Source organism: Streptomyces sp. NPDC093510, from assembly GCF_040683555.1.
Classification (GTDB): Bacteria; Actinomycetota; Actinomycetes; order Streptomycetales; family Streptomycetaceae; genus Streptomyces.
The window spans coordinates 45,324-58,678 of record NZ_JBFBEE010000007.1 but is presented as its reverse complement, the minus strand read 5'-3'; the positions used below and the strand labels follow the sequence as shown (position 1 = coordinate 58,678).

Here is a 13,355-nt window from a genome sequence, read left to right as displayed (position 1 = left end):
GTTCGGCTCTGCTTTGGGTCTTGGCCGGTTCCCCTCGGGTTCGGTCACATGCCCGACGCATCGTCCTGTGGCCGAGAACTGGCCACCTGCCCGCTGGAACTGTCCGGTTGTCGCCTCCTGGTCACTGCCCTCGAATGCGGCGCTCCTCCTAGAGTTGGGGCCGTGGACGAACGGACGCGGAACAGTGTGGGCGGGCAGGCGCAGGTCGGGACGGCCGTCCAGGTGGGCCGTGTGGAGGTGCTGAACGTGTACGGCGGCCCAGGTGACCCGGGCGGCCACGACGGCGTGACGTCGCATCAAATGCCACCGGACATCCGTTGCTTCGAGGACCGCGAGGCCCAGCGCAGCCACGTGCTGGACGCCGCCGCCCGCCCCAGGAACACCGGGCGCCCGCTGGTCGTCTCGGTCACCGGAGTGCACGGCGTCGGCAAGACCGCGCTCGCCGTGCACCTCGCCCACCGCCTCGCCGGCGAGCACAGGCACAGCTACGTGGTGCGGTACGTGGACCTCGACGACCACCGGCCCGACGGCGGAGCCGACCTCGCCGACGTCATGGGAGAGCTGCTGCGCTCCTTCGGCGTCACCGACCTCCTCGAAGGGGCCCCGGCGCGGCGCCGCAAGCAGTACTGGGAGCAGACGGGCAAGCGGCGCCTGGTCCTCGTCCTCGACAACGTCCGTACCGGCACCGAGATCACCCAGCTCCTCCCCTCGTCGGCGGAGAGCGTCGTCGTCGCCACGAGCCACCGGACGCTGTACGACGTCGACGGCGGCGTCGACCTGGAACTCCCGGTCGGACCGCTCGAAGAGCCGTACGCTGGACGGCTGTTGAGCCGCATCGTCGACGACCCGCGGCTCGCCGCCGACCCCGCGTCGGCCGCCGAGCTCACCCGGATCTGCGGCGGCCTGCCCGCCGCCCTCCACGTGGCCGCCGAATGGCTGCGCAAGCACCGCACCCGCAGACTCGCCCGCCTCACCGCCCAGCTCGCAGCCGAACTCGACACCAGGGGAGTGTCCACGGTGGAGACCGTATGGGACGCCACCTACCAGGACCTCGCCCCCGGAGCCGCCGCGCTCTACCGCCTCCTCGTCGAGCACCCCGGCCCCTGGATCGACCCCGGGGCGGCCACCGCACTGCTCGGCAGGGGAGAGGACGAGGCCGAGGACGCCCTGGACGAGCTGGTGCGCGCGAGACTCCTGGCCGGCGAGCCGAACGGGCGGCTGCGCCTGCACGGCCTGTTGCGCGCGCACGCGGCACGCCGGGCGGACGCGGAACGCCGTGCCGACGGCGACTCCGAGGCGGACGAGGGGCGGCGACGCGTCGTCCGCTGGTACCTCCGCCAGGCCCAGCATGCCGACGCGCTGCGCGCCGGACCGCGCATGACCTTCGCCGAGCCGGTCCCGGCTCTACCCGACACCCCCGACACGGACTTCGGGATCACCGCTGTCGACAGCGAGAACCAACAGCAGGCGAAGGCGCTGCACTGGCTGGAGGCCCAGCGGCCCGCACTCTACGACTGCGTGCGCATCGCCCACGCACGCGGGCTCGACGACGAGGCCTGGGCGCTCTGCGAACCCCTGTGGACGCACTACCTGGACCACCCCCATCTCGCCCAGGTCATCGAGGCGTTCACCGCGGGACGCGACGCCGCGCTGCGCGCCGGGCGGCCGCTCACCGCGCTGATCCGCATGCGCTGCCAGCTCGCGCGCCCGCTCTGGGAGCGGGGCCGTTTCGACGACGCGGAGACGGAACTGCGCCTAGCCGCGGCGGCCGCCGAGACGCTGGGGGACGGGACCCGGGAGAGGAAGTTGCGCGCCTCGGTCATCGAGTTCCGGGGGCTGCTCGGCTGCGCCCGGGGCGAGTGGGCGGCAGCGGCGGCGGACTTCGAGGCGTCGCGACGCATCCACACGGAGATCCCCAACGCCTACGGTGCCATGCTCCAGACCTACCTCCTCGGCAAGGCCCTTACGGAGCTCGGTGAACTCGACCGCGCGGAAGCCCTGTTGACGGACGCGCACACCCGCGCGGAGGAGCTGCGCCGCCCCAGGCTGACCGCCCGGACCGGCTTCGCCCTCGCCCGCGTCCTGCGCGCCCTGGGCCGCCCCGCCGAGGCGCGGGCGCTCTACGCCGAGTCACTGGCCGAGGCCCGCCTGAGCGAATCCACCCGCGAGGAACTCCGGACGCTTGACGCACTCACCGAACTGGCAGAGGAGACCGGCGACACGGCCGCCGCCGAAGAGCACCGCGCGGCGGCACGGGGCGTGCGGGAGCGGGGCGGAGGGCTGGAGGACCCCACGTAGACCGTCCTGCTACGACAGGCCCTGGATCTCCTGCTGCCCTTCCTCCGGAGTGGCGGGTGTCAGCGTCGCGTGATGGGTGCGGGCCGCGACGACGCAAGGGATCGTCACCGGGTGTGCCGGTGCGTCCGGGTGGGCCGTGAGCCACGCGTGTACGCCGGAGAGCACGGCTGCCGGGTCGGCGCGCAGGACGCGGCCGTCCGGCTCCCGGTGCGGCTCGATGCGGACGGACAGGAGAGGGCCGCCGGTCCGGCGCAGCACGCAGTACGAGGCGGTCAGGGCGACGGCGGCCGTGCGCGGGCCGCCGTACTCGGCGAGCACGTGCCGCGTCCAGCCGTCGACGGTCCAGGTCTCGCCGCGCGCGGGCCCTGCGACGGCGGGCCCGGCGCGGCGGAACAGGAGGCCCGCGCTCTGCGACTGGGTGTCCGACGCCCTGCCGTACTCGGCCGCCAGGTGGTGGGCGGGCGCGTCGGAGCGGGCGGGCCGCCGCTCGACGTGCAGGTGCGGGCCGTGCAGGTCGACCTGCACGGCGAAGGCCGCGAGGGCGCGGGCGGGTGGCGCGGGGTCCGGCAGGAGACGCGGCTCGGCGGGGGTGCCCCGGGGAGTGAGGCCGAGGAGGCGGTACAGCTCCTCGCGCAGACGGTGCACGGCGGCACCGCGCTCGGCGAACGCCCGCTCGGCGAGCGCGGCCGAGGTGCCGGGCACATACGCGGCGACGGCGCGTTCCAGATCGGTCGTGGTCGTCCCGTCCAGCGGGCACAACACCGGTACGTGGGCGAGGAGTTCGGCCATCGGGGTGCCCGCGATCAGCTCGCCGCCCCCGTCGCCCGAGGCGAGCACCGGAACGTCACGCGCCGCCGCCGCGTACAGCGCGGCCGAGCCGTGGTCGGTGACGACCGTGTCGGCGGCGATGAGCAGGGCGGCCCACTCCTCGTCGGGACGGGCCAGGACCAGGCCCGCGTCGAGAGCGGGCGCGAGGTCCTGCGCGAGGTCGAACTCCCCGGTCCTGCTGTGCTCGTTGGGATGCAGGACGAGCCCCAACTGGTACGTGTCGTGGGGCAGTTCGGCGGCCAGGCGGGCGGGGAGCCCGGGGTGGCGCCGGATCAGGGAGTGCGGGCCCCACGTGGAGGTGAGGACGACGAGTTTGCGGCCATGGGTGCGCAGGGCGGCCCGGTAGCGCTCGCGCAGCGGGAGGGAGGCGAGGACGCGGTCGAGCGTGGGGTCTCCGGTGACGGTGGCGCGCGCCGCGGCGGGCGGGCACTCGGCGGCGAGGCGGGCGACCTGGGAGGGGTGGGCCAGCGCGTGGAGGCGGGCCAAGGGGTGCCCGCCCGGCATCAGGAGGGCGGGGTCCATGCCGGACGCGGAGTCGCCGGAGCCTTCCTCCTCCCTGAGGGCCTTGTTGTAGCCCGCTCCGTGCGGCAGCAGGACACACGGGCCGCGGAGCCCGTCGAGGCCCCCCTTGGGGCTGGCGGCCAGGATCAGGTCGTGGGGGCGGGCGAGGGCCTCGGCCCACGGGATGGTGCGGCCGCCTGCCCGCTCGACCGCCCGGAGGGCGTCGGTGCCGAAGTCGGAGCCGGGGACGAGGGTGAAGCGGCGGCGGACGCGGTCGTCACCGGCGAAGACGGGGAGGACGTCGAGGAGCCGGTGCAGGGCGGTCGCCGACCGTGCGGCGAAAAGGACGTGCCGCACGCGACCAGATCCCTCGGGCCCGCTGCCCGCTGCCCGCTGCCCGCTGCCCGCTGCCCGCTGCCCGCTGCCCGCTGCCCGCTGCCCGCTGCCCGCTGCCCGCTGCCCGCTGCCCGCTTCGGGATTGTTCATTCTAGTTCGGGAGGCGGTCGTGTGTGACCCGTTTCCGCACTTCGGGGCGGGTATGTGGGGGTCGGCGGGCGGCATGCCGCAGATCGTACCCGGACCGCCCGGCCGGGCCCGCAGGATAGACCTGCGGCGGATGCGCGCTGCGACCGGAGTCGGATCCGGAAAGCATCCGCAGGGTATTAGCGTGGTCTGAACAGATCGATCGACAGGATCCGAGGTGCCCGGCACATGCCAAGCCGCAGCGAGAGCCGTACCCAGCTCATCGAGTCACTCATGGAGCGGTTCCCGCACGTGCCGCGGGAAGCCGTGATCAAGGAGGATCTGCTGCGCGGCGGCATCGCCTTCGACGAGTCCGCGCTGAGCGACAACGAAGGCGGCGACGTCAAGCCGAAGTCGTACTTCATCTTCTCCTTCGACCACGGCACGCTCCCCGAGCTGGGCGCCGCCGCGCTGCGCCGCCCGCCGGAGGAGATCGTCCTCACCGGCGGCCCGTACGAGCTGCGCCGCACCGTCGTCTCGGTGCGTGTGAACCCGTCCTCGCCCTACCGTGTGGCCGCCGACGACAACGGCGTGCTCGGCCTCTACCTGGACGGCGTGCGGATCTCCGACGTCGGCCTGCCCCCGATGCCGGACTATTACCGGCACACGCTGGAGAACGGCAAGTCGGTGATGGAGGTCGCGCCCACCATCCAGTGGGGCTACCTCATCTATCTGACGGTCTTCCGGGTCTGCCAGTACTTCGGCGCCAAGGAGGAGTGCCAGTACTGCGACATCAACCACAACTGGCGCCAGCAGAAGGCGGCGGGTCGCCCCTACACGGGCGTGAAGCCGATGGACGAGGTCCTCGAAGCCCTCGCCATCATCGACAAGTACGACACGAACAAGTCGTCCACCGCGTACACGCTCACCGGCGGCGCCATCACCACGCAGCTCCAGGGCAAGGACGAGGCCGACTTCTACGGGCAGTACGCGAAGGCCATCGAGGAGCGCTTCCCGGGCCGCTGGATCGGCAAGGTCGTCGCGCAGGCCCTGCCGAAGGCGGACGTGCAGCGCTTCCACGACTACGGCGTACGGATCTACCACCCCAACTACGAGGTGTGGGACCCGTACCTCTTCGAGCGGTACTGCCCCGGCAAGGAGCGCTACGTCGGCCGCGACGAGTGGCACCGCCGCATCCTGGACTCCGCCGAGGTGTTCGGGCCGCGCAACGTGATCCCGAACTTCGTCGCGGGTGTCGAGATGGCCGAGCCGTTCGGCTTCAAGACGGTCGACGAGGCCATCGACTCCACCGTCGAGGGCCTGCAGTACTTCATGTCGCGCGGCATCACGCCCCGCTTCACCACCTGGTGCCCTGAGCCCACGACCCCCCTCGGCAAGGCGAACCCGCAGGGTGCGCCGCTGGAGTACCACGTGCGGCTCCTGGAGGCCTACCGCGCGACGATGGAGGCCAACGGCCTCAGCTCGCCGCCCGGATACGGCCCGGCGGGCCCCGGCAACGCGGTCTTCTCGGTCAGCTCCTTCATGGACAGCCTGCCCGCGGAGGCGGCCGCTCCCGAGGACGCCGTCGTCCCGGAGGGGAGCCGGTAGCCCCGGACCGGCCGCAGAGGCGCCGTGTTACGGTCGGACCGGGTCACGAGTTCCAGCGTCAAGCCCCGGCTCGCTGGACGGCACCCCGCTCCGTCGCGGGTGCCCCGGGTGACGACCCGCCCCGTGCGACGTGCACGGGGAACGGCGGATCACCGGGGTCGGCGACACCGGGGTCCACGACTCCGGAGGCGCACCATGACGCACCCGCACGACACCCTCACCTCGATCGACGTGCTCCTGTCCGCGTACGACGTCTCGGACGACGGCCGGATCGATCTGCACGTGCTCGGCCCGACCAGGGGCGTGCCCTCGGCCCTGTGGACGCGCGACCCGGAGCGGCTGCGCGCCCTGCTGCGGGAGCACGGGGGCCCGGCACAGTGGCAGCCCCGCCGGAACGTGCTGAGGCTGCGGCGCGGCACCGTGGGCACCACCCCCGTGAAGGTGGCCCCCTGACGAAGATCACCGCTTCGTAGGATGACGACGTGTTCCGGACGCGGGCGATCCCCGCGTCCGGGCGGGCGCGACAGTCAGCCACCCCGAGTCGGAGGTCCACCGTGCAACACCACCCCGTCACCGTCGTCACCGGCGGCAGTCGCGGTATCGGCGCAGCTGTCAGCGCCCGTCTCGCCGAGGACGGCCACGACGTCGTCATCGGCTACCACTCGAACGCGACGGCCGCGGAAGAGGCCGCCGAGGCGGTCCGCGCCGCCGGCCGCCGCTGCGTCACCGTCCGGGTCGACACCGCCGACGAGGCCGACGTCGACCGCCTCTTCGACACCGCCGCCGCCGAGCTCGGCCCGGTTACAGGCCTGGTCAACAACGCCGGGGTGAGCGGCCCCGTCGGTCCTCTCGCCGACGCCGACGTGGCGGGCATGCGCCGGGCACTCGATGTGAACGTACTCGGGTATCTGCTCTGCGCCCGGCGCGCGGTGCGGGACATGAAGGCCGCGGGCGGCGGCGCGATCGTGAACCTCTCGTCCGCCGCGGCGACCCTCGGCGCACCCGGCGAGTACGTCCACTACGCGGCCGCCAAGGGCGCCGTCGACACGTTGACGGTCGGCCTGTCCAAGGAGGTCGCCGGGGACGGCATCCGGGTCAACGCCGTTGCCCCCGGCGTCATCTGGACCGAGTTCCACGCCGACCCGGAGCGCCCCGCGAAGCTCGCGTCGGGCATCCCCATGGGACGCTCCGGCCGGCCGTCGGAGATCGCGGCGGCCGTCGCCTGGCTGCTCTCGGACGACGCCTCGTACGCGACCGGCACGGTGCTGAGGGTCGCCGGCGGCCGCTGACGCCGTCGTAGGCTGGGCTGATGATCAGTGGAGTGGTCGCTCTCACGAAAGACGTCCTCATCCGGCCCGTCGTACTCGACGACGCGGAGGCACTCGCCCGCGCCCACCGGCGCAATCGCGCCCATCTGGCGCCCTGGGACCCGGCCAGGACCGCGGCCTTCTTCACCACGGAGGGCCAGGCCGAGCGGGTCATGGCGCAGCTGGCGGAGGGCCGCGAGGGCCGGTCCGCGCACTGGGTGCTCGTGAGCGCGGGCGAGATCATCGGTCACGCCGCCCTGTCCAACATCGTGCTGGGCCCGGTCCGCAGCGCGAACCTCGGCTACTGGATCGACGCGGAGCACGTGGGCCGTGGGCTCGCCTCCGCCGCCGCGCGGCACGTCTGCGAGGCGGCGGACGGCCAACTCGGCCTGCACCGCGTCGAGGCGGGCACGCTGCTGCACAACACCGCGTCGCAGCGCGTGCTCGCGAAGTGCGGTTTCGAGGAGTACGGGATCGCGCCGGGCTACCTGTTCATCAACGGTGCCTGGCGCGACCACCGGCTCTTCCAGAAGATCCTCAACGACCGCCCCGCGTAAGGCGGTCGACCTCGGCCTGCTCGCGGTCGGAGCCGTACGCCTGCGGCGTGCTGTACGACCGGCGCGCGACGAACGGTTCATCGAGCTGACGGTCACCGGCGAAACCTGCGGAAGACAGCACAGCACCGTCACGAACGCCACCCAGACCACGGCGACCCAGCCGATCGGCCTGCTCCAGTGGCCCAGGTTCCACGGCTCGTTGGACGTCTCCTCCGACAGGGTAGCCAAGCTCCTTGAGGCGCTCCGCCTCGTGGATGGAGCTCGACGGCCAGGTGGGGCGGGACACGACTGGACCTCCGGTGGGGGGACGGCGGTGAGGGGGCGGGGGCCGGCGGGCTCAGCCCAGGCCGCGGGAGGCGCCGGAGCAGCGGGCGCGGGCCTGGACGAAGACCTCGGCGGCGGCATCGGCGTCGCCGGGGGAGTGGGTGCGGTACGTCCACGGCACGGTCGTGAAGAACGGGTCGAGGGCCTGGAAGACCCGTGACGCGTCGTGGAACTGATGGGCGCCCCACAGCGCGTGCGCCAGGTGGTTGAGGTCGAGGAGCGAGGTCGTGGCGAGCGCGGCGTGGTCGAACCACATTTGCAGGGCGATCAGCGCGGTGCGCGTGGCGTCCCCGGAGACCCGGTGCGGATCGAGGGCGTGCTCCTGCCCCGACTCCCTGCGGTACCGCTCGACCCGCACGTACAGCGGCAGCAGGTGCAGCGCGGAGCCCGCGGGCGCCGAGGCCGACGCCCACCGCACGAAGTCGTACGCCTCGGTGAGCGGGCCCTCCGAACGCCGCCCGTACGCGAACTGCAGCATCCGGTGGTACGCCTCGCGGTTGCCCGGATCCCGCTTGTCGGCCTCGGCGAGCAGCTGCCAGGGGCCGGGGAAGAGCATCGGCTCCGGCGGCGCCACCCGGTGCTCGTCCCACCGCTGCCCCACGTCCAGCCGGGCCAGGGTGAGGAGGCAGATCCACGGCACGGGGTCCTCGGGCGACATGGCCGAGGCGTCGGCGCAGGCCGCGACCGCCTCGCGCCACAGGTCGTTGGTCCGCCGGTGCCCCGTGCGGTGCGCGCGCAGGGCCCGCTCTACCAGAACGCGGGTGTGCAGGACGGCGGCCGACGCGCTGCGCGGTTCCTCCGTGCGCCAGGCCCGCACCACGTCGGAACCGGCGACGGCGGCCCCCAGGATCTGTGTGCGCTGAGTCCACAGCCCCCAGTCCGGTGTCTCGGTCAGCAGGTTGCGCGTGGAGGCCCACCGGCCGGCCCTGAGGTCCCGGAGTACCGCGCGCAGCGCTTCGTCGTGGCCTGCCGGGTGGTACACCGGGCGGCCTGACGGCATGGGCATGAGACCTCTGTCAGGGGAGAAAAGGGGGGAGGTTGAACGGGCTGCACGGGCCGAGCTGTCAAGAGCGGCAGGGTTCAAGGGAGTTGACGGTGACGCTCGGCGGACAGTGTAGAGCCGCCTCTTCCGGCTCCAGGTCACTTCGCGGACCTTTTGCGGCCCCGTTCTGTCAAAGCGGCGCGCCGGGCGGTCACTTGATGTTCAGGCCGCGTCATCCGGATGTCTTGACGCCCTTCGGGACCCTGTAGCAGGCTTCCGCGGTGATCACCTATGAGCGGGCTCCGGCGCAGCGCCCCGTGCTCGCCGTGGACCAGGGCACTTCCGGGACGAAGGCCCTCGTCGTCTGCCCGGAGCGCGGCGTGATCGGTTCGGGAGCGGTGCCGGTGCGCCCCCGCTACCTCCCCGGCGGCCTGGTGGAAGTCGACCCCGCCGAACTGTTCACCTCGGTCGTCGAAGCGGGCCGCGCGGCGCTGGCGGACGCGGGTGAACCGGTCGCCGCGGTCGGCCTCGCCAACCAGGGCGAGACGGTCCTCGCCTGGGATCCGGAGACCGGGGAGCCCCTCACCGACGCCCTGGTCTGGCAGGACCGCCGCGCCGCATCCGCCTGTGCCGAACTCGCCGACCACGCCGATGAGTTGCGCACGCTCACCGGTCTCCCGCTCGACCCGTACTTCGCCGCTCCGAAGATGGCGTGGATACGCCGCCACCGCACCCGGCGCGGCACCGTCACGACCAGCGACTCCTGGCTCGTCCACCGCCTCACCGGCGCCTACGTCACGGACGCCGCGACAGCGGGGCGCACCCAGCTCCTCGACCTCGACACCGTCGCCTGGTCCCCGCGGGCCCTGGAACTCTACGGGCTCGACGGCGAGCACCTGCCCCATGTCGTCGACGCGGCGGGGGAGTTCGGTACGACCACGGCGTTCGGCCCCGCCATTCCCCTCACCGGACTCCTCGTCGACCAGCAGGCCGCACTGCTCGCCCAGGACGTGACCACCCCGGGCAGCGCCAAGTGCACCTACGGGACAGGGGCGTTCCTGCTCGCCCAGACAGGGCCGCGACCGCTCCGCGGCGATTCGGGACTGGTCAGCTGCGTCGCCTGGCGGTTCGCGGGACGGAGCAGCTACTGCCTCGACGGACAGGTCTACACGGCCGCGTCCGCCGTCCGCTGGCTCACCGACCTCGGCGTGATCGCGGGCGCCGAGGACATCGACCCGGTCGGCTCCGCGGTCCCGGACGCGGGCGGCGTCACCTTCGTGCCCGCGCTCGCCGGTCTCGCGGCACCCTGGTTCCGCGGTGACCTGCGCGGATCACTGACCGGGCTCGGCCTCGACACCACCGCAGGACACCTGGTGCGGGCCCTGTGCGAGGGCATCGCCGCGCAGGTCGCCTCGCTCGCCGACGCGGTCGCCGCCGACCTGGGAGAGCCCCTGACGAGCCTTCGGGTCGACGGCGGACTGACCCGCTCGGCCCTGCTCATGCAGACCCAGGCGGACCTGCTCCAACTCCCCGTTGAAGTCTCGGCGTTGCCCGACGTCACGGCCCTCGGCGCCGCCGCCGTCGCCCGCATCGGCCTCGACCCCGCGCTCACCGTCGCCGAAGCCGTCCCGGAGTGGCGGCCCGCGGCCGTCTACGAACCGCGGATCGACGCGGACCGTGCCGCCGAACGCCTCGCGGAGTTCGGCTCGGCGGTGGCCGCACTCCTGGAACGTACGCCCTGATGGCGCTGACCAGGAGCGGAACACCACCGCCGGACGTGACGTACGACGTGACCGTCATCGGCGCGGGAGTCGTCGGCTCGGCCGTCGCGCGTGAACTGGCCCGCCACCCCGGCCTGCGCATCGCCCTGGTGGAAGCCTCGAACGATGTCGGAGAGGGCACGTCCAAGGCGAACACGGCGATCCTCCACACCGGCTTCGACGCGGTGCCCGGCTCCCTGGAGTCCCGCCTGGTCCGCGAAGGGCAGCGGCTGCTCTCCGCGTACGCCACCGAGTCCGGCATCCCCGTCGAGCCGGTCGGCGCGCTGCTCGTCGCCTGGGACGCCGACCAACTCGCGGAGCTGTCAGGCCTCCTGGCGAAGGCGGAGCGCAACGGCTACGACGCGGCGCGGATCATCGGCCCCGCGGAGGTCCGGGCCCGCGAGCCGCACCTGGGCCCCGGCGCCCTCGGCGCACTCGACGTCCCCGGCGAGAGCATCATCTGCCCCTGGTCCACCACCCTCGCCTACGCCACCCAGGCCGTGCGCGCGGGCGCGGACCTTCTCCTCAACTGCCGCGTACACGGCGTCGATCCGGCGGGCGACACACATCTGCTGACCACGAGCCGCGGCACCCTGCGGACCCGCCACCTCGTCAACGCCGCCGGCCTGCACGCCGACACCGTCGACCGGCTGCTCGGCCACGACGACTTCACCGTCACCCCGCGCCGCGGTCAGTTGCTCGTCTTCGACAAGTTCGCCCGTGACCTGGTGCGGCACATCCTGCTGCCCGTCCCCACGGCGCTCGGCAAGGGCGTCCTCGTCGCCCCGACCGTGTACGGCAACGTCCTCCTCGGCCCCACCGCCGAGGAGTTGGACGACAAGGCGGCCACCGGCTCGACGGCCGACGGCATCGCCGCGCTGCGCGAGAAGGGCCTCCGGATCCTCCCGGAACTGCTCGACGAGGAGGTAACCGCCGTCTACGCCGGACTGCGCGCCGCCACCGAGCACGACGACTACCGGATCAGCGCCCACAAGGAACAGCGGTACGTCACCGTCGGCGGCATCCGCTCCACCGGCCTCACCGCGTCCCTGGCCATCGCGGCACACGTCACCGAACTCCTCGCCGCCACGGGCCTGGACCTGGCAACCGCCCGCGACCTGCCGCCCGTCCGCATGCCGAACCTCGGCGAGGCCTTCCCGCGCCCCTACCTGCGCGCCGACCTCATCGCGGCCGACCCCGCGTACGGCGACGTGGTCTGCCACTGTGAACGAGTGACGCGCGGCGAGATCCGCGACGCTCTCCGGGCGACGGTGCCGCCCGGCTCACTGGACGGCCTGCGCCGCCGCACACGGGCGGGGAGCGGACGCTGCCAGGGCTTCTACTGCGGTGCCGAAGTGCGAGAACTCTACGAACGGGGTGCGGAGTTGGATACCGGATGAGACGCGAGCGCATCGTCGACGTGCTGATCGTCGGCGCCGGGCCCGCGGGCCTCGCCACGGCGGCCGGACTCGCCGCGGCGGGCGTCGGCGAGGTCGAGGTGGTGGACCGCGAGCGGCAGGCGGGCGGGATGCCTCGGCACTGCCTGCACGGCGGCTTCGGGCGCCTCGGGATGACGGGGCCGCAGTACGCGGAGCGCTGCGCGGCGGCGGCCGTGGGCACCGGCGCGGTGCTGCGGACCGGCGTCACCGTGACGGCCTGGGCGGCGCCGCTCACCCTGGACACCACGAGCCCCCGGGGCCTGGAGCGGATCACCGCCCGCGCCGTCGTCCTCGCCACGGGCGCCCGCGAACGGCCGCGCGCCGCACGCCTTGTCCCGGGCACCCGGCCCGCCGGGGTCTTCACCACGGGGGAACTCCAGCAGGCCGTCCACCTCCACCGCGGGCGGATCGGTACACGCGCCGTCGTGGTCGGCGCGGAACCGGTGAGCTTCGCCGCCCTCGACACGCTGCGGCGGGCCGGGGTCGCCGTCACCGCTCAGGTCACCGAGCACCCGCGCCACCAGGCCCCGCGGGCCCGCGCCCTCGACGCGCGGCTGCGGCACGGCGTGCCCCTGCTCACCGACGCCACCGTCGCCGAACTCCTCGGCCGCGGCCGCCTTTCGGGGGTCAGGCTGCGGCACCGGGACGGCAGGACGGCGCACCTGCCCTGCGACACGGTCGCCTTCACCGGCGACTTCGTCCCCGACCACGAACTGGCCCGCCGCGGCGGCCTGTTGCTGGACCCCGGCACGCGAGGCCCCGCGGTCGACGGCGCCTTCCGGTCGGACGAACGCGGCGTCTTCGCGGTGGGCAATGTGCTGCACGCCGCCGAACCGGCCCGCGCGGTGGCGCGCGAGGGAGCCCTGGCGGCGGCAGCCGTGCGGCGCTACCTCTCCGACGGGGACTGGCCCGCCGCCTCGGTGCCGCTGCGGGTCACGGCTCCGCTCGCGTGGATCGCCCCCAACCGTCTGACCCTGGACGAGCCGACAGATGAATTCACCCTGCGGGCCACCGAGTTCGTCCCGCGCCCGTCGCTGGTGATCACGCAGGACGGCAGAACCCTCCACCGCGCCCGCCCGCGCCGCCCGGCCGTCCCGAACCGGCCCTTCCGCGTCTCCGGGAGCTGGACGGCGAGGGTGGACGTGCGGGGCGGCGCGGTCCGGGTCGCCCTCGGCTGACGGCAGGCCTGCGGGCGGGCGCCGGTGTGATCGTCCGGCGGATGCGTCCGGAGCGGCTTTCCGGCGCAACTGTTTCGGCCGTTCGGGGGCAGTGCACCCGTCGGTGCGTTC

10 protein-coding genes, 1 pseudogene and 1 riboswitch are annotated in these 13,355 nt (G+C 73.7%); of the genes and pseudogenes, 8 read left to right on the top strand and 3 right to left on the bottom strand.

Going from position 1 to position 13,355, the window contains the following annotated elements:
• Window positions 1-162: 162 nt before the first annotated feature.
• The gene (locus AB0N81_RS13215) at window positions 163-2,298 is read left to right on the top strand and encodes a tetratricopeptide repeat protein (RefSeq protein WP_365357894.1); all 2,136 of its coding nucleotides are present in this window, start codon (window positions 163-165) and stop codon (window positions 2,296-2,298) included.
• 9 nt (window positions 2,299-2,307) lie between these two features.
• Here AB0N81_RS13215 and AB0N81_RS13210 read toward each other — a convergent pair whose 3' ends face one another.
• A complete protein-coding gene (locus tag AB0N81_RS13210) occupies window positions 2,308-4,113 on the bottom strand; it encodes a translation initiation factor 2 (RefSeq protein ID WP_365357893.1) in 1,806 nt (601 codons plus the stop codon).
• A gap of 225 nt (window positions 4,114-4,338) precedes the next feature.
• On the opposite strand from AB0N81_RS13210, the gene AB0N81_RS13205 reads away from it, so the two are divergent.
• The 4 genes from AB0N81_RS13205 to AB0N81_RS13190 all read left to right on the top strand — a co-directional run bounded on the left by AB0N81_RS13205 (window position 4,339) and on the right by AB0N81_RS13190 (window position 7,561).
• Complete coding sequence (locus tag AB0N81_RS13205) at window positions 4,339-5,697, top strand: radical SAM protein (RefSeq protein ID WP_365357892.1); 1,359 nt, start codon at window positions 4,339-4,341, stop codon at window positions 5,695-5,697.
• A 41-nt stretch (window positions 5,698-5,738) separates the two neighbouring features.
• A riboswitch (SAM riboswitch) is annotated at window positions 5,739-5,848 on the top strand.
• Between the two features lie 44 nt (window positions 5,849-5,892).
• Window positions 5,893-6,150 carry a hypothetical protein gene (locus AB0N81_RS13200; protein WP_365357891.1) on the top strand — a complete coding sequence of 86 codons (258 nt, stop codon included), beginning with the start codon at window positions 5,893-5,895 and terminating at the stop codon, window positions 6,148-6,150.
• A gap of 101 nt (window positions 6,151-6,251) precedes the next feature.
• On the top strand, window positions 6,252-6,986 hold the full coding sequence (locus AB0N81_RS13195) for an SDR family oxidoreductase (protein ID WP_365357890.1): 735 nt from the start codon (window positions 6,252-6,254) through the stop codon (window positions 6,984-6,986).
• A gap of 20 nt (window positions 6,987-7,006) precedes the next feature.
• On the top strand, window positions 7,007-7,561 hold the full coding sequence (locus AB0N81_RS13190; RefSeq protein WP_365357889.1) for a GNAT family protein: 555 nt from the start codon (window positions 7,007-7,009) through the stop codon (window positions 7,559-7,561).
• Here AB0N81_RS13190 and AB0N81_RS13185 read toward each other — a convergent pair.
• Both AB0N81_RS13185 and AB0N81_RS13180 read right to left on the bottom strand, forming a co-directional pair.
• Window positions 7,542-7,756: pseudogene (locus AB0N81_RS13185) on the bottom strand (amino acid permease); the annotation flags it as partial. The gene AB0N81_RS13190 and the pseudogene AB0N81_RS13185 overlap by 20 nt on opposite strands.
• A 142-nt stretch (window positions 7,757-7,898) precedes the next feature.
• Window positions 7,899-8,885 (bottom strand): hypothetical protein, encoded by a 987-nt coding sequence (locus AB0N81_RS13180; RefSeq protein WP_365358098.1) that lies wholly within the window; start codon window positions 8,883-8,885, stop codon window positions 7,899-7,901.
• Between the two features lie 263 nt (window positions 8,886-9,148).
• Here AB0N81_RS13180 and AB0N81_RS13175 point away from each other — a divergent pair, with 263 nt between their 5' ends.
• Genes AB0N81_RS13175 through AB0N81_RS13165 form a run of 3 tightly spaced genes read left to right on the top strand, consistent with a single transcriptional unit; the run spans window position 9,149 to window position 13,244 of the window.
• Entirely contained in the window at window positions 9,149-10,609 is a 1,461-nt protein-coding gene (locus AB0N81_RS13175; protein WP_365357888.1) for an FGGY family carbohydrate kinase, read from the top strand.
• On the top strand, window positions 10,609-12,027 hold the full coding sequence (locus tag AB0N81_RS13170; protein ID WP_365357887.1) for an NAD(P)/FAD-dependent oxidoreductase: 1,419 nt from the start codon (window positions 10,609-10,611) through the stop codon (window positions 12,025-12,027). The genes AB0N81_RS13175 and AB0N81_RS13170 overlap by 1 nt, the downstream gene beginning before the upstream one ends.
• Window positions 12,024-13,244 carry an FAD-dependent oxidoreductase gene (locus AB0N81_RS13165; protein ID WP_365357886.1) on the top strand — a complete coding sequence of 407 codons (1,221 nt, stop codon included), beginning with the start codon at window positions 12,024-12,026 and terminating at the stop codon, window positions 13,242-13,244. Before AB0N81_RS13170 ends, AB0N81_RS13165 begins: the two co-directional genes overlap by 4 nt.
• Window positions 13,245-13,355 lie beyond the last annotated feature (111 nt).